The 21,042-nt window shown below is 72.7% G+C and carries 19 protein-coding genes; 8 read left to right on the forward strand and 11 right to left on the reverse strand.

The features are described 5' to 3' along the window. Nucleotides 1-12: 12 nt before the first annotated feature. Nucleotides 13-1,251 (reverse strand): ROK family transcriptional regulator, encoded by a 1,239-nt coding sequence (locus tag OOK41_RS08680; protein WP_266263795.1) that lies wholly within the window; start codon nt 1,249-1,251, stop codon nt 13-15. A gap of 67 nt (nt 1,252-1,318) precedes the next feature. On the opposite strand from OOK41_RS08680, the gene xylA reads away from it, so the two are divergent. From xylA to OOK41_RS08695, 3 genes are all read left to right on the forward strand, one after another. Next, the gene (xylA, locus tag OOK41_RS08685) at nt 1,319-2,506 is read left to right on the forward strand and encodes a xylose isomerase (protein WP_117670767.1); all 1,188 of its coding nucleotides are present in this window, start codon (nt 1,319-1,321) and stop codon (nt 2,504-2,506) included. Between the two features lie 10 nt (nt 2,507-2,516). Next, nucleotides 2,517-3,974: a xylulokinase gene (xylB, locus tag OOK41_RS08690; protein ID WP_266263796.1), complete on the forward strand. Its 1,458-nt coding sequence runs from the start codon at nt 2,517-2,519 to the stop codon at nt 3,972-3,974. Between the two features lie 89 nt (nt 3,975-4,063). Beyond that, the gene (locus OOK41_RS08695; protein WP_266263798.1) at nt 4,064-5,479 is read left to right on the forward strand and encodes an MFS transporter; all 1,416 of its coding nucleotides are present in this window, start codon (nt 4,064-4,066) and stop codon (nt 5,477-5,479) included. 253 nt (nt 5,480-5,732) lie between these two features. On the opposite strand, the gene OOK41_RS08700 is transcribed toward OOK41_RS08695, so the two are convergent. The 5 genes from OOK41_RS08700 to OOK41_RS08720 all read right to left on the reverse strand — a co-directional run bounded on the left by OOK41_RS08700 (nt 5,733) and on the right by OOK41_RS08720 (nt 12,076). Then, complete coding sequence (locus OOK41_RS08700) at nt 5,733-7,409, reverse strand: glycoside hydrolase family 13 protein (RefSeq protein ID WP_266267757.1); 1,677 nt, start codon at nt 7,407-7,409, stop codon at nt 5,733-5,735. A gap of 96 nt (nt 7,410-7,505) precedes the next feature. Continuing rightward, complete coding sequence (locus OOK41_RS08705) at nt 7,506-8,579, reverse strand: LacI family DNA-binding transcriptional regulator (RefSeq protein WP_266263801.1); 1,074 nt, start codon at nt 8,577-8,579, stop codon at nt 7,506-7,508. A gap of 63 nt (nt 8,580-8,642) precedes the next feature. Continuing rightward, the gene (locus OOK41_RS08710; RefSeq protein WP_266263803.1) at nt 8,643-9,608 is read right to left on the reverse strand and encodes a carbohydrate ABC transporter permease; all 966 of its coding nucleotides are present in this window, start codon (nt 9,606-9,608) and stop codon (nt 8,643-8,645) included. Between the two features lies 1 nt (nt 9,609). Then, the gene (locus tag OOK41_RS08715) at nt 9,610-10,659 is read right to left on the reverse strand and encodes a carbohydrate ABC transporter permease (protein WP_117670774.1); all 1,050 of its coding nucleotides are present in this window, start codon (nt 10,657-10,659) and stop codon (nt 9,610-9,612) included. 70 nt (nt 10,660-10,729) lie between these two features. Beyond that, complete coding sequence (locus OOK41_RS08720) at nt 10,730-12,076, reverse strand: ABC transporter substrate-binding protein (protein ID WP_117670776.1); 1,347 nt, start codon at nt 12,074-12,076, stop codon at nt 10,730-10,732. Between the two features lie 260 nt (nt 12,077-12,336). Here OOK41_RS08720 and OOK41_RS08725 point away from each other — a divergent pair, with 260 nt between their 5' ends. Beyond that, on the forward strand, nt 12,337-13,110 hold the full coding sequence (locus OOK41_RS08725; RefSeq protein WP_117670778.1) for a M23 family metallopeptidase: 774 nt from the start codon (nt 12,337-12,339) through the stop codon (nt 13,108-13,110). 168 nt (nt 13,111-13,278) lie between these two features. On the opposite strand, the gene OOK41_RS08730 is transcribed toward OOK41_RS08725, so the two are convergent. The 4 genes from OOK41_RS08730 to OOK41_RS08745 are packed head-to-tail and all read right to left on the reverse strand — an operon-like array spanning nt 13,279 to nt 15,296. Continuing rightward, nucleotides 13,279-13,422 (reverse strand): GPGG-motif small membrane protein, encoded by a 144-nt coding sequence (locus tag OOK41_RS08730; protein ID WP_018786997.1) that lies wholly within the window; start codon nt 13,420-13,422, stop codon nt 13,279-13,281. Next, entirely contained in the window at nt 13,413-14,186 is a 774-nt protein-coding gene (locus OOK41_RS08735) for a metallophosphoesterase (protein WP_117670780.1), read from the reverse strand. Before OOK41_RS08735 ends, OOK41_RS08730 begins: the two co-directional genes overlap by 10 nt. Before the next feature lie 13 nt (nt 14,187-14,199). Beyond that, nucleotides 14,200-14,496 (reverse strand): hypothetical protein, encoded by a 297-nt coding sequence (locus OOK41_RS08740; RefSeq protein WP_117670782.1) that lies wholly within the window; start codon nt 14,494-14,496, stop codon nt 14,200-14,202. After that, nucleotides 14,493-15,296, reverse strand: coding sequence for a nucleotidyltransferase family protein (locus OOK41_RS08745; protein ID WP_323136156.1), 804 nt, complete (start codon nt 15,294-15,296; stop codon nt 14,493-14,495). Before OOK41_RS08745 ends, OOK41_RS08740 begins: the two co-directional genes overlap by 4 nt. On the opposite strand from OOK41_RS08745, the gene OOK41_RS08750 reads away from it, so the two are divergent. From OOK41_RS08750 to OOK41_RS08765, 4 genes are all read left to right on the forward strand, one after another. Continuing rightward, nucleotides 15,232-15,981: a dTMP kinase gene (locus OOK41_RS08750; RefSeq protein ID WP_243639978.1), complete on the forward strand. Its 750-nt coding sequence runs from the start codon at nt 15,232-15,234 to the stop codon at nt 15,979-15,981. The two genes, OOK41_RS08745 and OOK41_RS08750, sit on opposite strands and share 65 nt — an antisense overlap. 266 nt (nt 15,982-16,247) lie before the next feature. Then, entirely contained in the window at nt 16,248-17,162 is a 915-nt protein-coding gene (locus tag OOK41_RS08755) for a MurR/RpiR family transcriptional regulator (RefSeq protein ID WP_117670786.1), read from the forward strand. Next, nucleotides 17,159-18,112: an N-acetylmuramic acid 6-phosphate etherase gene (locus tag OOK41_RS08760; RefSeq protein ID WP_117670788.1), complete on the forward strand. Its 954-nt coding sequence runs from the start codon at nt 17,159-17,161 to the stop codon at nt 18,110-18,112. Before OOK41_RS08755 ends, OOK41_RS08760 begins: the two co-directional genes overlap by 4 nt. A 451-nt stretch (nt 18,113-18,563) precedes the next feature. Next, nucleotides 18,564-19,553 carry an RNA polymerase sigma factor RpoD/SigA gene (locus OOK41_RS08765; protein WP_207892852.1) on the forward strand — a complete coding sequence of 330 codons (990 nt, stop codon included), beginning with the start codon at nt 18,564-18,566 and terminating at the stop codon, nt 19,551-19,553. A gap of 74 nt (nt 19,554-19,627) precedes the next feature. Here OOK41_RS08765 and OOK41_RS08770 read toward each other — a convergent pair whose 3' ends face one another. Next, the gene (locus OOK41_RS08770; protein WP_266263815.1) at nt 19,628-20,617 is read right to left on the reverse strand and encodes a C40 family peptidase; all 990 of its coding nucleotides are present in this window, start codon (nt 20,615-20,617) and stop codon (nt 19,628-19,630) included. Nucleotides 20,618-21,042 lie beyond the last annotated feature (425 nt).

Below are 21,042 nucleotides of genomic sequence, written 5' to 3' on the forward strand. Positions count from 1 at the left end.
CAGCGGGCGGGGTCAGCCGGTGCGGTTCAGCCACCCGACGGGGTCGGCGACGATCCGCCGGACGACGGAGCCGGCCGCGCCGACCACGGCGGCCTCCGGGCCGAGCGCGGAGGGACGCACGGTCACCGGCGACCAGCCGGCGGTGAGCACCCGCCGGGACACCTCGGCCAGCACCGGTGGCCGCAGCCAGGGCGTGAGCAGGGCGTATCCGCCGCCGAGGACCACGGTGTCCAGGTCCAGCAGGTTCACCACGCCGGCCACCGCGATCCCGAGCGCCTGCCCCGCCTCGGCCAGGGCCGCCCGGGCGGCGGGGTGGTCGGCGGACGCGAGGTCGGCCAGCCGGGCCGCGGCGGTGTCGGCCGGCAGGTCCGTCCGGTCCAGCCCGGCGGCGGCGAGGACGGCCTCCTGACCGGCGTACCGTTCGAGGCAGCCCCGGCCGCCGCACCGGCAGGGCCGGCCCTCCGGCTGGACGGGGATGTGACCGATCTCGCCGCTCCAGCCGCGGACGCCCCGGAAGAGGGCGCCGTCGAGGACGATCCCGGCGCCGATGCCGACCTCGCCGGAGACGTGCAGGAAGCTGACCGGACCGTCGGGGTCGGCGTGCAGCTCGCCCAGCGCGGCCAGGTTGGCCTCGTTCTCCACCACCAGTGGCGGAATGCCGGGGACCGGATCGACCAGCGGCGGGTGGCCGGAGAGCAGCTCGGGGACGGGCACGTCCCGCCAACCGAGGTTCGGGGCGAGCCGGACCAGGCCGGCCGCGTCGACCAGCCCGGGCACCGCGAGGGCGGCCCCGGCCAGGGTGAGCCCCTGCCGCTCGGCGTCGACCCGGGCGACGGCGGCCAGCTCGGCGAGCCGGGCCAGCGCGTCGGCGGGGGAGACGGGGCGCAGGTCGGCCCGGCGCACGGTGTGGTGCCGGACCTCGCCGGCCAGGTCGACCACGCAGGCGGCCAGGTAGTCGACGTTGATCTCCAGGCCCAGCCCGGCCGGGCCGTTGCCGGCCAGTACCAGGCCCCGGGCCGGGCGCCCGGCGCCGGTGCGGGGGGCCGGCTCCGACTCGCCCACCAGCCGGCCGGCGACGAGGTCGTCGACCACGGCCGAGACGGTGGCCCGGGTCAGGCCGGTCACGGCGGCCACGTCGGCCCGCGACGGTGGGCGGGGCGCGGCGGCGATCCGGCCGAGCACCACGGCGAGGTTCAACTCGCGCAGGCTGCCCTGGCGGACCGCCCCGGCGGGAGCGGCGGGACGGGTCACCCCTTGACACTGCCACACGCCCGCCAAATAATTCAACCACTGAACAAATAGCTATCGGAGGTCTGCCATGGCGCCCCGTCCCACCCCCGCCGACAAGTTCTCCTTCGGCCTCTGGACGGTGGGCTGGCAGGCCCGCGACCCGTTCGGCGACGCCACCCGCCCCGAGCTGGACGCCGTCGAGGCGGTGCACAAGCTCGCCGAGCTGGGTGCGTACGGGATCACCTTCCACGACGACGACCTGATCCCCTTCGGCGCGGACGCCGCCACCCGCGACGGCCGCATCAGCCGGTTCCGCACGGCGCTCGACGAGACCGGACTGGTCGTCCCGATGGTCACCACCAACCTCTTCACCCACCCGGTGTTCAAGGACGGCGGCTTCACCAGCAACGACCGCGACGTGCGGCGGTACGCGCTACGCAAGGTGCTGCGCAACGTCGACCTCGCCGCCGAGCTGGGCGCCCGCACCTTCGTCATGTGGGGCGGCCGGGAGGGCGCCGAGTACGACCTGGCCAAGGACATCCGTTCCGCGCTGGACCGCTACCGCGAGGCTGTCGACGTGCTCTGCCAGTACGTCGTCGACCGGGGATACGACCTGCGCTTCGCCATCGAGCCGAAGCCGAACGAGCCGCGCGGCGACATCCTGCTGCCGACCATCGGGCACGCGCTGGCGTTCATCTCCACTCTGGCCCGCCCGGACCTGGTCGGCCTCAACCCCGAGGTCGGCCACGAGCAGATGGCCGGGCTGAACTACGCCCACGGCATCGCCCAGGCGCTCTGGCAGGGCAAGCTGTTCCACCTCGACCTCAACGGCCAGCGCGGCATCAAGTACGACCAGGACCTGGTCTTCGGCCACGGCGACCTGCTCAACGCGTTCGCCCTGGTCGACCTGCTGGAGCACGGCGGCCCGGACGGCGGGCCGGCCTACGACGGCCCCCGGCACTTCGACTACAAGCCCTCCCGCACCGAGGACTTCACCGGGGTGTGGGCCTCGGCCGAGGCGAACATGCGTACCTACCTGCTGCTCAAGGAGCGGGCCGTGGCGTTCCGGGCCGACCCGGAGGTGGCCGAGGCGTTGGCCGCCAGCCGGGTCACCGAACTGGCCGCCCCGACCCTCGCCCCCGGCGAGGGCTACGCCGACCTGCTCGCCGACCGCGCCGCGTTCGAGGAGTTCGACGTGGACGCCGCCGCCGCGAAGGGCTTCGGCTTCGTCCGGCTGAACCAGCTCGCCGTCGAGCACCTGCTCGGCGCCCGCTGAGGCCGCCGGGATGCCCCTGGTCGCCGGGTTCGACTCGTCCACCCAGTCCTGCAAGCTGGTGATCCGCGACGCGGAGACCGGTGCGCTGGTCCGCGAGGGCCGCGCCCGGCACCCCGACGGCACCGAGGTCGACCCCGCGGCCTGGTGGCAGGCCCTGGGTACGGCGGTCGAGGCGGCCGGCGGGCTGGCCGACGTGGCCGCGGTCTCGGTCGCCGGCCAGCAGCACGGCATGGTCTGCCTCGACGAGGCGGGCCGGGTGGTGCGGCCCGCGCTGCTGTGGAACGACACCCGGTCGGCCGGGGCCGCCGCCGAGCTGATCGAGGAGGCCGGCGGTGGCGAGGCCGGCCGCCGGTTCTGGGCCGACGCGGTGGGGCTGGTCCCGGTGGCCAGCTTCACCGCCACCAAGCTGCGCTGGCTGGCCCGGCACGAGCCGGCCGACGCCGACCGCGTGGCCGCCGTCTGCCTGCCGCACGACTGGCTGACCTGGCGGCTGGCCGGCGCGCCGGGCCTGGCCGCCCTGCGCACCGACCGCAGTGACGCCAGCGGCACCGGCTACTGGTCCCCGGCCACCGGCCGGTACCGCCCCGACCTGCTGGAGCGCGCCTTCGGCCGCCGGCTGACGGTCCCCGTCGTGCTCGGCCCGACCGAGGCCGCCGGCACCCTGGACCCGGCAGCCCTGGCCGGCCTGCCATCCGGGGCCGGCCCGGCCACCGGCGAAGCGCCGCTCGGACCGGGGGCCGGGGACAACGCCGCCGCCGCGCTCGGCGTCGGCGCCCGCCCCGGCGACGTGGTCGTCTCCATCGGCACCTCCGGCACCGTGTTCAGCGTCGCCGACGCCCCGGCCGCCGACCCCAGCGGCGCCGTCGCCGGGTTCGCCGACGCCACCGGCCGGTACCTGCCGCTGGTCTGCACGCTCAACGCGGCCCGGGTGCTCGACGCCGCCGCCGGCCTGCTCCGGGTCGGCCTGGACGAGCTGTCCGACCTGGCGCTGTCCGCGCCGGCCGGCGCGGACGGGCTGGTCATGGTGCCCTACCTGGAGGGGGAGCGGACTCCGGACCGGCCGTCGGCCACCGGCGCGGTGCACGGGCTGACCCTGCGCACCTCGACCCCCGCCCACCTGGCCCGGGCGGCGGTCGAGGGGATGCTCTGCGCGCTCGCCGACGGCCTCGACGCGCTGGTCGCCCAGGGCGCCCGGGTCGACCGGGTGATCCTGGTCGGCGGCGGAGCCCGGTCGGCGGCGGTGCGCCGGATCGCGCCGCAGGTCTTCGGCCGGCCGGTCGTCGTCCCGCCACCCGGGGAGTACGTCGCCGACGGTTCGGCCCGCCAGGCGGCCTGGCTCGCCCTGGGCGGCGACGCCCCGCCCGACTGGTCCCCGGCCGGCGCCGAGGAGCACTCCGCCGCGCCCGTCCCCGCCGTCCGCGAGCGCTACGCCGCCGCCCGCGACCGGGTGCTCGACCGCCCCGCCTGATCCGCCCGAGCCGATCCACGGGGAGGCCGCCGCCACCGCGCACCGGGCGGCGGTTTCCCCTTGATCGGCCGACGGGGCATGCTGGGGCGGTGAGCGGTCGGGTGGTGCGGCGACGGGGCGGCGGGGCGGCGCACCGGACGTACAGCGTCCTGGTGTTCGTGCTGCTAGCCTCGCTGGACAACGTGGCGATCGGCCTCGTCCCGCCGCTGTACGGGCCGATCTCGGGGGCGCTCGGCGTGTCCCAGCGGCTGCTCGGGCTGGTCACCGCAGTCAGCTTCCTGGTCAGCGCGGTCGCCGCCGTCGGCTGGGCGTACGTCGGCGACCGGACCGACCGCAAGCCGCTGCTGATGGTCGGCACCCTGATCTGGGCGGCCGGCACCGGCGGCAGCGCGCTGGCCCAGAACTACCCGGCGTTCCTGGCGGCCCAACTCGTCGCGGCGGTCGGCCTCGGCGCGGTCGGCTCGGTCGGCTTCTCCGTGGTGACCGACCTGATCTCGCCGCGCCGACGCGGGCTGGTGATGAGCTTCTGGGGACTGTCCCAGGGCGTCGGCACCCTGGCCGGGACGCTCGCCGGCGGGCTGCTCGGCGCCACCGACTGGCGGCGGCCGTTCTGGCTGCTCACCGTCGTCGGGCTGGCCGCGACCTGCGCGTACCTGTTCACGTACGACATCCGGCGCGGGCAGAGCGAGCCGGAGTTGGCCGAGGCGCTCGCCACCGGCGCGGAGTACGACTACCGGATCACCCGGGCCGACCTGCCCCGCATCCTGGCCCGCCGGACCAACCGATGGCTGGTCCTACAGGGGCTGACCGCGCAGGCCGCGTTCGGGTCGCTGGTCTGGCTGCCCGTGCTGTTCGCCCAGCGGGCCGAGGCCCAGGGTTACTCGGCGGCCACCGCCGTGGTGGTGGGCAGCGTCTTCGCCACCCTGTTCCAGCTCGGCGGGGTGCTGTCCATCGTCGGCGGCCTCGTCGGCGACGCGCTCCAGCGGCGTACCCCCCGGGGCCGGGCGATGGTCGCGGCCGTCGGCGTCCTCGCCGCCCTGCCGTTCTACCTGGTGCTGTTCTTCGTGCCGATCCGCATCGACGTGCCCGACGGCGGCAGCGCCGGGGCGGTGGTCGGCGCGGTGCTGGCCAGCGTCGTCACCGAGCCGACCGTCGGGCTGAGCCTGCTCACCGCCGTCGTCGCGCTGGCGCTCACCTCGGCGAACTCGCCGAACTGGTTCGCCCTGATCGCCGACGTCAACCCGCCCGAGCACCGGGGCACGGTCTACAGTCTCGGCAACCTGGTCAACGGGGTCGGCCGGGCGGCCGGCAACGGCCTGGTCGGGGTGGCCTTCCACGGGCTGCGGGCGGCCTTCCCGCCGCCGCTGAACTACGCCGTGGGGCTGGCCGCGTTCCAACTCTTCTTCATCCCGACCGGGATCATGTACTGGCTCGCCTCCCGCACCTCGCCCCGGGACATCGACGCCGTCCGTGACCTGCTGCACACCCGCGCCGAACGCCTGTAGCGCCCGGTCCCCGGCGGGCGGTGGACCGCTGCGGCCTCGGTCTGGGACGTCGTGAGCCCTGTGGAGCTGATGTCGTAGACGACTCACGCCGCCGCCCCGGAGCACCGACCGGGAAGCGTGGCGGCGGGCCGACGGCTGGCGGGCGGCTCCGCCCGCTGAGTCGTTCACGACATCAGCTCCACAGGCCGCGCATGCCAGTACCCCGGCCCCCGAGGCTGCCCACCCGACCCAGGTGTCTGACCAGGTGTCCTGATCAGGCGGCGCGGAACCAGACCGTCACGTCGGTCGGCACCGCGCCATCGTCGTCCAGTGGGGCGCTGGCGTGCAGCACCTCGGCGCCGGCCGGCAGCGTCGCCGCCGCGTCGCCGAAGTTCGTCAGCACGCTCACCCCGCCGTTGCGGAAGGCCAGCACCTCGTCGCCCGAGGACAGCCAGAACAGGGTGCCCCGGCCCAGCCCGTGCTCGCGGCGCAGCCGCAGTGCGGTCCGGTACAACTCGTACGTCGAGCCGGGCACCCCGCGCTGCCGGTCCAGGGCGTACTCGGCCCACAGCGGCGGCTGCGGCAGCCAGCTCGCGTCGGTCGGCCCGAAGCCGTACGACGGGGCGTCTGCCTCCCACGGGATCGGCACCCGGCAGCCGTCGCGGCCCCGCTCGGTGTGCCCGCTGCGCTCCCAGGTCGGGTCCTGCCGGGCCTCGTCGGGCAGCGTCATGTGCTCCGGCAGCCCCAGCTCCTCGCCCTGGAACAGGTACGCGGAGCCGGGCAGGGCCAGCATCAGCAGGCTCGCCGCCCGGGCCCGGCGCAGGCCCAGCGCGGCGTCCGGCTGCGGGTCGCCGATGCCGATGCCGTTCGGCTTGGGGGTGCCGACGGGCAGGCCGAGCCGGGAGGCGTGCCGCACGACGTCGTGGTTGGACAGCACCCAGGTGGTGGGGGCGCCCACCTTGTCGGTTGCCTCCAGCGAGCGGGTGACCACGGCGTACTGGGCGGGGGCGGTCCAGGCGGCGAGCAGGTACTCGAAGTTGAACGCCTGGTGCATCTCGTCGGGCCGCACGTACCGGGCCAGCCGCTCGGCCGGCTCCACCCACGCCTCGGCGACCAGGATCCGTCCCCCGGGGTACTCGTCGAGCAGGCGCCGCCAGTCCCGGTAGATCTCGTGCACGCCGTCCTGGTCCCACATCGGCGGGCGCGGCTTGTCGACCTCGTTGCCGGACAGGATCTCCTGCGGCTCCCGCCAGTCCGCCAGGTCGGCCTGCTTGACCAGCCCGTGCGCCACGTCGACCCGGAAGCCGTCCACCCCACGGTCCAGCCAGAACCGCAGCACGTCCAGGAACTCGGCGTGAACCTCCGGGTTGTCCCAGTTGAGGTCGGGCTGGCCCGGGTCGAACAGGTGCAGGTACCACTGGCCGGGGCGGCCGTCCGGCCCGGCGACCCGGGTCCAGGCCGGGCCGCCGAACACGCTGCGCCAGTCGTTCGGCGGCTGGTCACCGTCGGGGCCGAGGCCGTCGCGGAAGACGTACCGGGCGCGCTCCGGGCTGCCGGGCGCGGCGGGCAGGGCCGCCTGGAACCAGCGGTGCGCCGACGAGGTGTGGTTGGGCACCAGGTCGACGATCACCCGCAGGTCACGGGCGTGGGCCTCGGCGATCAGCCGGTCGGCGTCGGCGAGCCGGCCGAAGAGCGGGTCCACGTCCCGGTAGTCGGCCACGTCGTAGCCGGCGTCCGCCTGCGGCGAGGGGTAGAACGGCGACAGCCAGATCGCGTCCACCCCCAGCTCCGTCAGGTGGTCGAGGCGGGCGGTGATGCCCGGCAGGTCGCCGATCCCGTCGCCGTCCGAGTCGGCGAACGAGCGCGGGTAGATCTGGTAGATGGCGGCCTCGGTCCACCAACCGGTGGCCGGGCCGGCGGACGGTGCCTGCTGGGTCGCGTTGGTGTTCAGGGCCTTCTCCCGTATGTCGATGCCGTCGCCGGTCATGTTCCCGCCCGGTCATGTTCCCGCCCGGTCAATTCCCGCTCGGCGGGCGGGCGAATCCGTTCAGTCTGCCCGGGGCGGGCCGGTCGAATCCCGCACGACGAGTCGGGTGGGCAGGATCACCGGCCCGGACGCGGGGTCGCCCGGCTGCGGGCCGGGCGGGCCCGGCACGACCCGGCGGGCCGGCGCGGGCAGGGCCCGGCCGCCGAGCGGGTCGAGCAGGATGCGGGCAGCCAGCCGGCCCTGCTCCGCCGCCGGCTGGACCATCGTGGACAGTCCGAGCACCCCGGACAGGTCGTGGTTGTCGATGCCGATGATGCTGACGTCCTGCGGCACCCGCAGCCCGGCGTCGCGCAGTGCGCTGATCGCGCCCATCGCCATCTCGTCGCAGGCGGCGAAGATCGCCGTCGGCGGTTCGCCCCGGGCGAGCAATTCGGCGGTGGCCAGGTTGCCGCCGTCGACGGTGAACTGCGACTCGATGTCCAGGCTCGGGTCGGGGTCGATGCCGGCGGCCCGCAGCGCCTCGTGGTAGCCCCGGCGGCGGTCCAGGTGGGTGGTGAAGGCCAGCTCGTCGTCGGGGTCGCCGGAGATGTGGGCGATCCGGCGGTGGCCCAGGTCGAGCAGGTGCTGGGTGGCGGTCCGCGCCGCGGCCACGTCGTCGATGCGTACGCAGGGCCAGCCGGGCACCTCGCTGCCGGAGCTGATGGTCACCCCGGGCAGGCCCAGTGCGGCCAGTGCGGCCAGCTCGGCCGGGCGCAGCGGGGTGGCGACCAGCATGACCGCGTCCACCCGCTTGTGCAGGTTCGCGGTGCGCAGCACCCGCTGCCGGGTGCGTTCCCGGCCGCCCAGGTTGTAGAGCAGCAGGTCGTAGCCGGCCTGTTGCAGGGTCTCCTCGACGGCCTCGACCACGGTGCCGAAGAACCAGCGGGTGATCCGGGGGACCACCACCGCGACGGTGGCGGTCCGGCCGCCGGCCAGCCGCGACGCGTTCGGTGAGACCGCGTACTGGAGCTGTTCGGCGGCGGCGAGCACTCGGCGGCGGGTGGCCGCGGAGACGGTCGGGAGGCCGCGCAGCGCGCGGGAGACGGTGGCGGTGGAGACACCGGCCAGCCGGGCGACATCATCGATCTTCGTCACGGTTACCCCGCTCTGGTGCCCCGACCGCCGCCGCCCGGTGACGGGCGGCGGCGGTCGTCCGGGTCAGCCCTTGACGCTGCCGGCGAGCAGGCCACGCACGAAGTATCGCTGGAGCGACAGGAACACGATCAGCGGTACGACCATCGAGACGAACGCGCCGGCGGTCAACCGCTGCCACTCGTTGCCCCGGGTGCCGGCCATCTCGGCCAGCCGGACGGTGAGCGGTGCGGTCTCGCTGCTGCCCCCGGCGAAGATCAGCGCGACCAGCAGGTCGTTCCAGACCCAGAGGAACTGGAAGATGCCGAAGGCCGCGATGGCCGGGGTGATCAGCGGCAGGACGATGGTGCGGAAGATCTTGGGGTGGGTGGCCCCGTCGACCCGGGCCGCCTCCATCAGATCCTTGGGTAGCTGCGAGATGAAGTTGTGCAGCAGGAAGACGGCGAACGGGAGCGCGAAACAGGTGTGCGCGAACCACACCTGCGCGAACTTCTGCTCGTCGACCAGGTCCCAGGCGGGCATGATGGTGATCCCGCCCAGGCTGACCCCGGTGGAGAAGAACTTCAGCAGCGGCACCAGGGCCATCTGTAGCGGGACGATCTGCAACGCGAAGATCGCGATGTACATCCAGTCCCGGCCCTTGAAGTTGATCCAGGCCAGCGCGTACGCGGCGAGCGACGCGAACGCGAGCGGGAACAGCACCGACGGGATGGTGATCGCCAGCGAGTTGATGAAGTAGCCGGCGAGCTGCCCGGACGACGACGAGCCGCCGAACAGCACCTCCTGGTAGTTGTCCAGGGTGAACTGCGGGTCGCTGAAGAACGTCCACCAGCCGGTGGACTTGATCTGGTCCTCCGGGCGGACCGAGGAGACGAGCAGCCCGAAGGTCGGGATCGTCCAGAGCACCGCGATGACGATCGAGATCAGGGTCGCGATGCGGGTGTTCAACCGCTTGCGCACCCGACCGGCGGTCGTGGAGGTCTTCCCGGTGGCCTGGGCCCCGGCGGGGAGCGTGGGCGTTGCGGTGGTCATCTCAGCCCTCCCGCTGCTGACGCAGGTTGCGGATCTGGTAGATCACGAGCGGGATCACCAGGACGAACAGGAAGACCGCCAGCGCCGAGCCCTGCCCGTTCTGGCCGTACCGGAACGCCTGGTTGTACATCTCGTTCGCGATGACGCTGGTGTCGTAGTTGCCGTTGGTGGCGGTCCGGACGATGTCGAAGACCTTGAGCGTGGCGATCGACAGCGTCACCACCACGACGATCAGCGCCGGGCGGATGCTCGGCATGGTGATCTGCCAGAACATCTGCCACGGGGTGACCCCGTCCAGCCGGGCGGCCTCGACGATGTCGGCCGGGATGGCCTTGATCGCGGCGGAGAGCACCACCATGGCGAAACCGGCCTGGATCCAGACCATGATCACGATCAGCAGCAGGGTGTTCAGCGGCGAGTCCAGCAGCCACTGCTTCGGCTCGCCGCCGAAGCTCGCCACGATCTGGTTGAGCAGACCGATCTGCTCCTGCCCGTCGCCGCGGTAGGCGTAGACGAACTTCCAGATGATCGCGGCACCGACGAACGAGATCGCCATCGGCATGAAGATCAGCGACTTGGCCACCGACTCGAACCGGGCCTTGTCCACCATCACGGCGTAGAGCAGCCCGAACGCGGTGGCCACGAGCGGCACCAGCAGCACCCAGACGAGCGTGTTGATCAGCACCCGGACGATCGAGTCCTCGGAGAACATCCAGGTGTAGTTGCGCAGGCCCACCCAGTTCTGGCTGCCGCCGTCCATGAACGACAGCAGCGTGGTGCGGATGGCCGGGACGACCAGGCCGATCAGGAGCAGCAGTACCGCAGGCAGCAGGAAGAAGAACGCGAACATGCCCTCGCGCTGCTTCGGGCGCCGGGGCAGCGGAGCCCCGCTCGCCGAGGCGGCGACCAGCTGCGCCTCGCGGCGTCGGGCGAACCAGGACGGCACGGCGTCGAGGAGCACCAGCAGGCCCCCGACGACCGCGACGAACGCGATCAGCCCGTACATCAGCATGAGGAGCTTCGGCTGCTCTTCGGCGAAGTCGAACTCCATCAACCCTCCTTAGGGTCTCGGCTCGGGCGGTGGGCCGGCCCGCTCACGCGGACCGGCCCACCGCCGGGGATCACTTCGGCCAGCTACTCTCGATGCCCTTGAGCACCGTGGCGGTGTCCTTGCCGTTGATCCACTCGACCATGCCCTTCCAGAAGGTCCCGGCGCCGACGGCGGCCGGCATCAGGTCGGACCCGTCGAAGCGGAAGACGGTCTTCTGGTCCTGGAGGATCTGGACGGACAGCTTGTCGACCGGGTTCGGCACGTTGGCCAGTTCGAGCTTGTTGTTGGCCGACACCCAGTCACCGATCTTGGCGCGGCTGTTCGCGTACTCGCCGGAGGCCAGGTAGGTCTGCACCGCCTGGACCTCGGGGCGGTCGGCGAAGGCAGCGACGAACTCGCCGCCGCCGAGGACCGGCTTGCCCTTGGCCGGGTCGATCGCCGGGAAGTAGAATGCGAAGACGTCGCCGTCCTCGGCGACCTTGGTGCCCTTGGGCCACTGGTTGGCGTAGAAGGACGCCTGCCGGTGCAGGGCGCACTTGCCGGTGGTGATCGGGGTGCCCGCCTCCTGGAAGGAGGTGGTGGCGATGCTCTTCACGCCGCCGAAGCCGCCGTTGACGTACTTCTCGTTCTTGAGGATGGTGCCGGCCTTGTCGAGGGCCTCGGCGACCTTCGGGTCGTTGAACGGGATGCCGTGGGTGGTCCACTGGTCGTAGACCTCGGGGGTCTGCGTCCGCAGCATCATGTCTTCGATCCAGTCGGTGGCCGGCCAGCCGGTGGCGTCACCGGACTCGATGCCGGCGCACCACGGCTTGGTGCCGCTCGTCGCGATCTGGTCGCTGAGCTTGGTCAGCTCGTCCCAGGTGGTGGGGACGGTCCAGCCCTTCTCCTTGAACGTCTTCGGCGAGTACCACACGAAGGACTTGACGTTCGAGCCGAGCGGGGCGCCGTAGAACTGGCTGTTCACGGTGCTGTACTTCAGCCAGTCGGCCGAGTAGTTCTGCTCGGCCATCGCCTTGGTGTCGGCGCCGGCCGGCTTGAGCTTGCCGGAGTCGGCGAACCGCTTGAGCAGACCGGGCTGCGGGATGAACGCCAGGTCCGGCGCGTTGCCGCCGTCGACCCGGACGCCGAGCTGGGCCTCGAACTCGCCGCTGCCCTCGTGGTCGATCTTGATGCCGGTGCAGTCCTCGAACTGCTTCCAGGACTGCTCCAGGCGGTCGGCCTCGATGTCCCGGATCGACGAGTAGATCGTGACCTTCTTGCCGTCCTGGCCGGAGTACTTCTCGTATGCCGCGCACTCAGCGGAGCCCGCGTTGCCGCTCTTCTTGTCGTTGCCGGTGCCACAGGCAGTGACGCTGAGCGCCAGCCCCAGTACGCCGGCGACCGCGAGAGCCTGGCGTGGTCTGGCAGAGACCGCCATGCCGTTCTCCTTCCTTGCCGGCGCGGTCGTGCTCGACGCGGCGCCGGTCCGATGGGCGTCACCACATGTAAGCGCTTGCATAGAAGTGAGTCCAGCCCCATCCGGACACGGACGAGTAACAATCCCGAAACCAGCTCACCCCTAGTGGGCGCGCTCCCACCGATAGGGGTTTCGGGCTGCGCGACGGCCCTTTCCGTGCGTGGAGGTTTCTGTCACGCTGAAGGCAATCGATTGAAGGATGTCAACATTGGAGGTGCTAGATGCGTAAGCGGTGGTTCAGCCTCGCGGCGGCCGGCGTGCTGGTCGCGGCGACCCTGGTGCCGGCGGCCCCGGCCATGGCCGCGCCGACCTTCAAGGTGCCGTTCCCCTGTGGTCAGTCCTGGTCCGGCCAGACCCGGTCCGACCACAGCCCGGCCTACGCGGTCGACTTCAACCGCACCGACGACCTCGGCGACGCGGTGGTGGCCAGCGCTCCCGGCACCGTCGACCGGGTGACCGACCTCGGCGGCACCAGCTACGGCAAGTACGTCCGGATCGACCACGGCGGCGGATACACCACCTACTACGCCCACCTCAACGGCTTCAACGTCTCGGTCGGCCAGAGCGTCGGCTACGGCAAGGTGATCGGCTGGGTGGGCAGCACCGGCGGCTCCACCGGGCCGCACCTGCACTACGAGCAGCGGCTCAACGGCAACGACATCCAGGTCCGGTTCAACGGCACCCTGGCGCTGTACTGGGGCACGAAGACCTACACCAGCAACAACAACTGCTCCTCGGGCACCGGCTCCGGCACGGTGAACACCGCCGGCAGTCCGCTGACCGTCCGCTCCGGCCCGGGCACCGGCTACAGCTCGGTCGGCACCGTCGCCGACGGGGCGAAGGTGACGATCCAGTGCCAGACCAGCGGCACCACGGTCACCGGCACGTACGGCACCAGCTCGATCTGGGACCGGATCGGCAGCGGCCGGTTCATCGCCGACGCCTACGTCTACACCGGCTACGACGGCTACATCCCGAACGTCCCGCGCTGCTGAGGCGCGAAAGTCGGTAGGGGCCCCTCTGCCACGCCCTACCTGGCACAGGGGCCCTTCGCCGGACGGCAGGACGCCGGGGTCGCCCTGCCCGGAGGGCTCCTGTCTGGGAGGACGGAACTCCGGTCACGACGACCCCGGCGGGTCGGCGGTGGATACGGAAGTCAGGGGTCAACTGAAGATGCTGACACCACCCGGGCCGACCAACAGCCCGACCACGATGAGGACGATGCCCCACAGGATCTGCCGGCGGAATAGCGCCAGGATGCCGGCGACCACGAGAACGACTGCGAGAATCCAGAGAATCAGCTCCATGACTGCCGAATACCCGAGTGGCCGATCCGGGAAACCTGGCCAGCATCCAGATGATCTCCCACGTGGAAGATGCTGTAGGCCTGCTTGATCACCGGGTGGGCGACGTTGCGGACCCGGACCCCGCCCGGGGTGGTGCCCCGCTCGCTGCCGGCGTGCGCGTGCCCGTGCAGGGCCAGCGCGGTCGGCGCCGAGTCGATGGCCTGCCCGAGCTGGTACGACCCGAGGAACGGGTAGATCTCCAGCGGCTCGCCGGCCAGGGTGTCCGGCACGGGGGAGTAGTGGGTGAGCGCGACCAGCAGGTCGCAGTCCAGCCCCCGCAGCGCCGCGCCCAGCGCCTCCGCGCTCTCGTTCGTGGTCCGGACGAACGACTTCATCTCCGGCTCGCCGAAGTCACTGGCGCACCGGCCGGCGAAGCCGCCGCCGAAGCCCTTCACCCCGGCCACGCCGAGCCGCCCCGCGGCGAACTCCAGCACCATCCCCTCGCCCTCCAGCACCCGGATGCCCACGTCCTGGAGCACCTTGACCACCTGCGGCACCTGGTCGCACTGGTGGTCGTGGTTGCCGAGCACCGTCACCACCGGCACCCCCAGCCCGCCGAACTCGCGGGCCACGCAGCGCGCCTCGGCCTCGGTGCCGTGCCGGGTCAGGTCACCGGCGAGCAGCAGCACGTCGGCGCAGTCGGGCAGTTCGTCCAGGGCGGGCCGGAACCGGCCCACCACGTCCTCGTCCACGTGCACATCGCCCACGGCGGCGATCCGGATCACCTCTCGACCTCCCTCACGGCAACTCCTCGACTTCCGTGGGCGCCTGCGCGCGGATCACCCCGATGTCGCTGGTGACCGGCACGTCGGGGAAGCGCTCGGCCACCCGGCGCAGGATCTCCTCCCGCCGGTGCGGGCTCTCCACCTCGCCGTAGAGCATCAGCCCCCGCTCCCGGAGGACCACGGTGATTCCCTGCTCGGCGACGGCCGGGTCCTCGGCGAGCAGCCGCTGGATCTCGGCCTCCACGTACTCGTCGGGCGGGCCGGCGGCGACGGCGGGCGTCCCGGTGGCGCGGTCGCGGTGCGTGCTCACACGATCTCCTTCTCCTCGGTGGCGCCGGAGTACGGCACCACGTCCAGCCGGTCGAGCAGCACCAGGAACGCCTCGGCGTACGGGGAGTGCTGCGTCTCCTTGCGTACCCGTTCCCAGTCGATCTGTTCCCTCAGCGACCGGGCCAGCGGCAGCGCCCGGGCGAAGTCGCAGTAGTGCTGGGAGAAGCTGAGCAGCTTGTGCACCATCAGTTGGCTCGCCGACAGCACCGGCATGTGGATCGCGTCCACCGGCCGAACGATCGTGTCGGCGAAGGTCTCCCCGGTGACCGGGGTCTCGATCGGCCGGTGGATCAGGTCCACCATCCGGCCGGCGTCGTAGACCTTCACCAACCAGTCCTCGGGCGGGCGCTCGGCGGTGAAGCCCGCCTCGACGAGGGCCTCCAGGGCCCGGTCGACGTCCTGCCCGCGGATCAGGAAGTCGACGTCGTGGTCGCTGGAGTGCCCGCCGTGGGCGTACACCGCGAAGCTGCCGCCCAGGGCGAACGGGATCTCGGACTGCTTGAGCACGGCGGCGACCTTCTTCAGCGTGTGCACCAGGGTCTCGTCCCCGCGCTCGGCCATCTGGCTCTCCCGTCGGTCGTGAGGTGGACAGGCGGATTCGATTTGCGTACCCGGCACAGAGGTCGCCCACACCTGAGCCCGGCCCGACGGGGTGGCAACCGGATGTGAACGGACAAACCGCCAAGGTGAGCGCGGGTCCGATAATCTGGGCAGGGTGGCCAGATCACTGCGGGAGCGGCGCGGCAAGGCCCGACTGCGCGCCGTCGCCCTGATCGGCATCGACGGTTCGGGCAAGACCACTCAGGCCCACCACCTCGCCGAGGCGCTGACCGCCGCCGGACGCCCGGCGACCTACCACCGCAACGCCGGCGGGCGCCGCTGGCTCGGCCGCCTCGCCCACCGGCTCGGCCGCCCGGACGCCGAGCGGCTGGTCGGCCGGCGCGGCCTGCTCGCCGTCGAGTCCGTGCTGCGTTGGCTGGCGATCGCGGCGGCGCTGCTGAGCTGCGTGGCCACCGGCCGCACGGCGGTGATGGACCGCTACTCGGCCTGCCAGTACGCCAGCATCCGGGCGCACGGCGGGCAGCGCTGGGAGCGGTTGGCCCGCGCCGGGTACCGGGTGTTCCCGCCGCCGCAGGTCACCTTCCTGCTCGCCGTCGACCCGGCCGAGGCGTACCGGCGGATCGAGCGGCGCGGCACCGACCACGAGACCATGGGCTGGCTGACCGCCGCGGACACCGCGTACCGGACGTTGCCGGAGTTCCCGACCTTCGTGGTGGTCGACGCCGGTCGCCCGCCGGAGGAGGTGTCCCGGCAGATCCAGGCCCACCTCGCCGCCTGGCTGCCGGCCGAGCGGCCTGCGAAGGTCGGGGAGCCCGCACCGGCGGGCCCGGCGGTCGGGCCGGGCCGGGCCGACGCGGCCGACCAGGGGGTGGGCCGGCGGCTGGCGGCCCAGGCCCGCCCGTAGACCGACGCGCTCGCGCCGCTGGTGGCCGGCACCGTGTTGCGGCTCACCCGGGCAGACACGCCGGCCGCCCCGGGTCCGGCACGCCGGCCCGTCCGGACGGCGGGACGCCGGCCCCGTCCGGCACGGCGGCCGGGCCTGCCGGGGGAGGTGCCGGACGCTGCGGAAATGGCAGTCTTTCGGCAACACTGATGAACGTTCGGAGTACTTTTTTCCCGATACGCGGGGACATGGTTGACGCTCACGCCTCGTGAAAGTAAGTTTCATCCGTGGCGAAGAGTCCGAAGATTTCTGCGAGTCACGAGCCGGGTGGACTGATCGTCCATATCAGCGGCCTGCTCCCCTCGCTGTCGCCCGCCGAGCAGCGGGTGGCCCGGCTGGTGGTCGCCGATCCGGCGGACGCCGCCCGGCGCACCATCACCGACCTCGCCACAGCCGCCGAGACATCCGAGGCGACCGTGATCCGGTTCTGCCGCTCGGTCGGCATGGACGGCTATCCACAGTTGCGGATCCGGCTCGCCGCCGAGGCGGCCCGCCGGGTCGAGCCTCCGGACGCCCGGGTGGTCGGCGGTGACATCCCGCCCGGCGCCGACCTGGCCCAGATCATCGCCACCATCGCGTTCAACGACGCGCGGGCCGTCGAGGAGACGGCCGAGCAGCTCGACCCGGCCGTCTGCGAGCAGGTCGTCGAGGCGATCGTGGGTGCCAGCCGGATCGAGGTCTACGGGGCGGGCGCCAGCGGCTTCGTCGCCTCCGACTTCCAGCAGAAGCTGCACCGCATCGGCCGGACGGCGTTCTCCTTCCCCGACGTGCACACCGCGCTCACCTCGGCCGCCCTGCTCGGCAAGGGCGACGTCGCGGTGGGCATCTCGCACACCGGCACCACCGCGGACGTGATCGAGGTGCTGGAGCAGGCCCGGTCCCGGGGCGCGGCGACGGTCGCGCTGACCAACTTCCCCCGCTCGCCGATCACCGACGTCGCCGACTTCGTGCTCACCACGGCGGCCCGGGAGACCACCTACCGCTCCGGCGCGATGGCCAGCCGGCTGGCGCAGCTCACCGTGGTCGACTGCCTCTTCGTGGGCGTGGCCGCCCGGAACCGGGCGCGGACCCGCAAGGCGCTGGAGGTCACCGCCGCGGCGGTGCAGACCCACCGGGTCGGGTCCGCGCGGAGGCGGGGGTGACCGCCGGTCGGGTCGAGCCCGACGAGGCGGCCCCGGCCCCGGCCCGCCCGGTGGTCCGGGTGGGCGCGCCGACCGAGCGGCGCAACCCGCTCAGCGTGGACCTCGACCTGATGTCCACCCGGGACGTGCTCACCGTGATCAACGACGCCGACCGCCGGGTGCCGGCCGCCGTCGCGGCGGTCCTCGACGAGATCGCCACCACCGTCGACCTCGCGGTCACCGCGCTGCGCGGCGGATACCGGGTGCACTACTTCGGCGCCGGCACCTCCGGTCGGCTCGGCGTGCTCGACGCCGCCGAACTGGCCCCCACCTTCAACTCGCCCCGGCACTGGTTCTGCGCCCATCTCGCCGGCGGCCCCGACGCGATCTGGCGGGCCGTCGAGGACGCCGAGGACGACCACCGGGGCGGGGCGGCCGAGGCCGCGGACTGCGTCGGTGCCGGTGACCTGGTCGTCGGGCTGGCCGCCAGCGGGCGCACCCCGTACGTTCTCGGGGCGCTCGCCGCGTCCCGGGCGCAGGGGGCGGCGACCGTGCTGCTCTGCGCCAACCCGGAGGCGGAGGCCGCCTCGTCGGTCGACGTCTTCATCGGCGTGGACTCCGGCCCGGAGGTGGTGACCGGGTCGACCCGGATGAAGGCGGGCACCGCGCAGAAGCTGGTGCTCAACACGTTCTCCACGGCCGTGATGGTCCGGCTGGGACGGGTCTACTCGAACCTCATGATCGACATGGTGGCCACCAACGCCAAGCTGCGCGGCCGGATGATCTCGATCCTGGTGGAGGCCACCGGCGGCGCCGAGGAGGCCTGCCGGCGGGCCCTGCACGAGGCCGACGGCGACCTGAAGACCGCCCTGGTGTCGCTGGTCTCCGGGGCCGAGGTGTCCGCCGCCCGGGCCGCCCTGGCCCGCTCAGCCCACCAGGTCCGCGGCGCCCTCGCCCTGCTCGCCTCCTGAGCTGCGGCTGCGCCGCCGGGCCGCGTCCCGGTGACGATGGTCACGATCCGGCCGGGGTGGGACTTCACACCCGCCCCGGATTGTTCAACCAGGGCGAGGGTATTCCGTGTCCGTGAATGAACCGACCGGTGCGCCGCCGCGTATCAGTCGGTGACCAGGATCGCAGCGTGGTGGTGACCCGGGTCGCTGCGCGCCCGGGGCCGACAGTGGTGCCATGCCTACGGGTGGCGGCGTCCGTCGATCCGCCGACCCCGTCCGTGGCGCCAACGGCGAGCCGCCCGACGGGGTGCTGACAGCAAACATGGACCGGGCTCTCAGCTACCACTCAGGCATTCGTGACACTTTCGACTCACGACATGGAATCCCCGACGCGTCTCGACTGTTGTGCAGGTGTCAGGTCAGCACCGGTGGGCACAGCGGAAGTTACGGGGGAGGGCTGATGGACGTGGGGATGGCAAGGAACCGGGCAACCGGCGCGAGCGAGGGGACCGTGGGCAACGTGGACAAGAACATCGGCATGCGAACCGACGAGGTGGCCGAGGAGCGCGACCTGGTCGGAGTCTACCTTCACGAGATCTCCCGGACGCCACTGCTGGACGCCGCCACGGAGGTCGATCTCTCCAAGGCGATCGAGGGCGGCCTCTACGCCGAGCACCTGCTCGACACCGACCGCGTTCCCGCCGGTGTCGACCGGGACGACCTGGAGCGCGTGGTCGCCGAGGGGGAGCGGGCGAAGGATCTCTTCATCCGCGCCAACCTGCGGCTGGTCGTCTCCATCGCCCGGCGCTACGTACGCTCGGGCATGCCCATGCTCGACCTGATCCAGGAGGGCAACACCGGCCTGGTCCGGGCGGTCGAGAAGTTCGACTACGAGCGGGGCTTCAAGTTCTCCACCTACGCGACCTGGTGGATCCGCCAGGCGATCAGCCGGGCCATCGCCCAGCAGGAGCGCACCGTGCGGCTGCCGGTGCACCTGGTCGAGGACGTCAACCGGATGCGCAACGTGGCCCGGCAGCTCACCCGCGAGCTGGGCAGCGACCCGGAGCCGGAGCAGATCGCCGCGTCCCTCGGCGTCACCGTCGAGCGGGTCAACGAGCTGGTCCGCTGGTCGCAGGACACCGTGTCGCTGGACACCCCGGTCGGCGACGACGGCGACACCAACCTCGGCGACCTGGTCGCCGACAGCGACGCCCCGTCGCCGGAGGACATCGTCCTCACCGGGCTGGAGCGGCAGCGCATCGAGGGTCTGCTCAACCACCTCGACGACCGGTCGGCCGGCATCATGCGGGCCCGTTACGGCCTGGAGGACGGGCGGGAGCACTCGCTGACCGAGGTCGCCTCGCGCTTCTCGCTCTCCCGGGAGCGGATCCGGCAGTTGGAGATCCAGGCCCTGGGCCGGCTGCGCGAGCTGGCCCGGGCGGAGGGGTTGCAGGCCGCCTGACCTGGTAACAATGACGGCGAACGGCCGGCGTCCGATAGGGGGACGCCGGCCGTTCGCCGTTCGTGTCGGGGCCGTCAGCGGACCCGGCCGTACCCGTAGGGCCTCATCAGGTCGACGTCCCGCTTCTCCACGTTGCGGCCGAAGGTGGGCGCGTGGATCACCTGGCCCCCGCCGACGTAGAGCGCGACGTGCCCGAGGCTGTTGTAGAAGACCAGGTCGCCCGGGCGCAGTTCGCTGCGGCTGATGTGGCTGACCACGCCCCACTGCATCCTCGTGTTGTGCGGCAGCGACTTGCCGGCCGCCCGCCAGGCGGCGGAGGTGAGGCCGGAGCAGTCGTACCCGTTCGGGCCGTCGGCGGCCCAGACGTAGGGCTTGCCGAGGGCGCCGTACGCGTACCGGACCGCGGTGCCCGCCCGGCCGGAGACGGCGGGTGCCTGCTCGCCGGAACTCCCGCCCGACTTCGACTTCGCCCTCGGCGCCGGCGGCTCGGTGGCCCGCCCGTACGCCTGACGGCGCAGCTCGTAGAGCTCGGCGAGGTCCTTTTCGATCTTCTTCTTGCCGGCGGCGAGCTGCTTGGCCTGTGCGGCCTGCTTCGCCAGCGTCGCGTCGAGCCGGGCCTTCTGGTCGAGCAGCCGGCGCTGGCTCTCGGTGAAGCCGGTGATCCGCTGCTGGCGCTGCCGGGTGAGCTGGTCGAGGGTGTCCAGCCGGTCCAGCAGGTTGCTCGGCCCGCCCGCGCTCAGCAGCGCGTTGGCGGTGTCCAGCCGGCCCGTCTTGTACGCGGTGACGGCGATCTCGCCGACGTCCGCCCGGCTCTGTGCGGCCTGCGCCTCCAACGGCCCGATCCGGGCCGTCAGCCTCGCCGCGGCGGCCTTGTTCGCCTTGATGTCCTCGGTGAGCTTGTTGTAGGACTCGACGACCCGTTCCAGCTCGGTCGAGGACTTCTCGATCCGCTGCGTCAGCTCGGCGGGTGACGGCTCGGCCCGAGCCGGCGACGCCGGGGCGATCAGCACGGCCGCGAGGCCGGCCGCCGCCAGTGCGCGCAGCGAATTCCTGAGGGACGACAAGAGCGGAGGGCTCCTCTCCCACCAGTCGCCGCGCGTCGCGGACGCCACGGCGAGCCGGCCCGGGGCTGTCCGGTTGGACGGCTGTCGACCGGTCCGGCCCGCACAACCTATCCCGGGACGGGAGTTACCCGCAGGTGAAGCAGGGGCGAAAGTGGCGAAACGGCCCGGGTGTGTCGCGAGATACAATCACGTTCGGTGACTTGTGGGCCGCGCTCCGGCGCAGCCGGTGGGGCCGGATGCGCCGAACGGGCGTTCCGTGGCTTTCGTCGTTCTGGGCGGATGACGCCGGACGCGAGGGGTAATAGCCGGATAAGCCGGAATTGGTGGCCTCTTGCCGGCGCGGTGAGGATCGCGGGACCGCGTCGCGGACCGGAAAACCGGGCCTGGGCTGGCCCGACGGTCAGAGAATGGAGCGGAGCCGGGAA

This window comes from Micromonospora sp. NBC_01655 (genome assembly GCF_026339755.1).
GTDB lineage: Bacteria > Actinomycetota > Actinomycetes > Mycobacteriales > Micromonosporaceae > Micromonospora.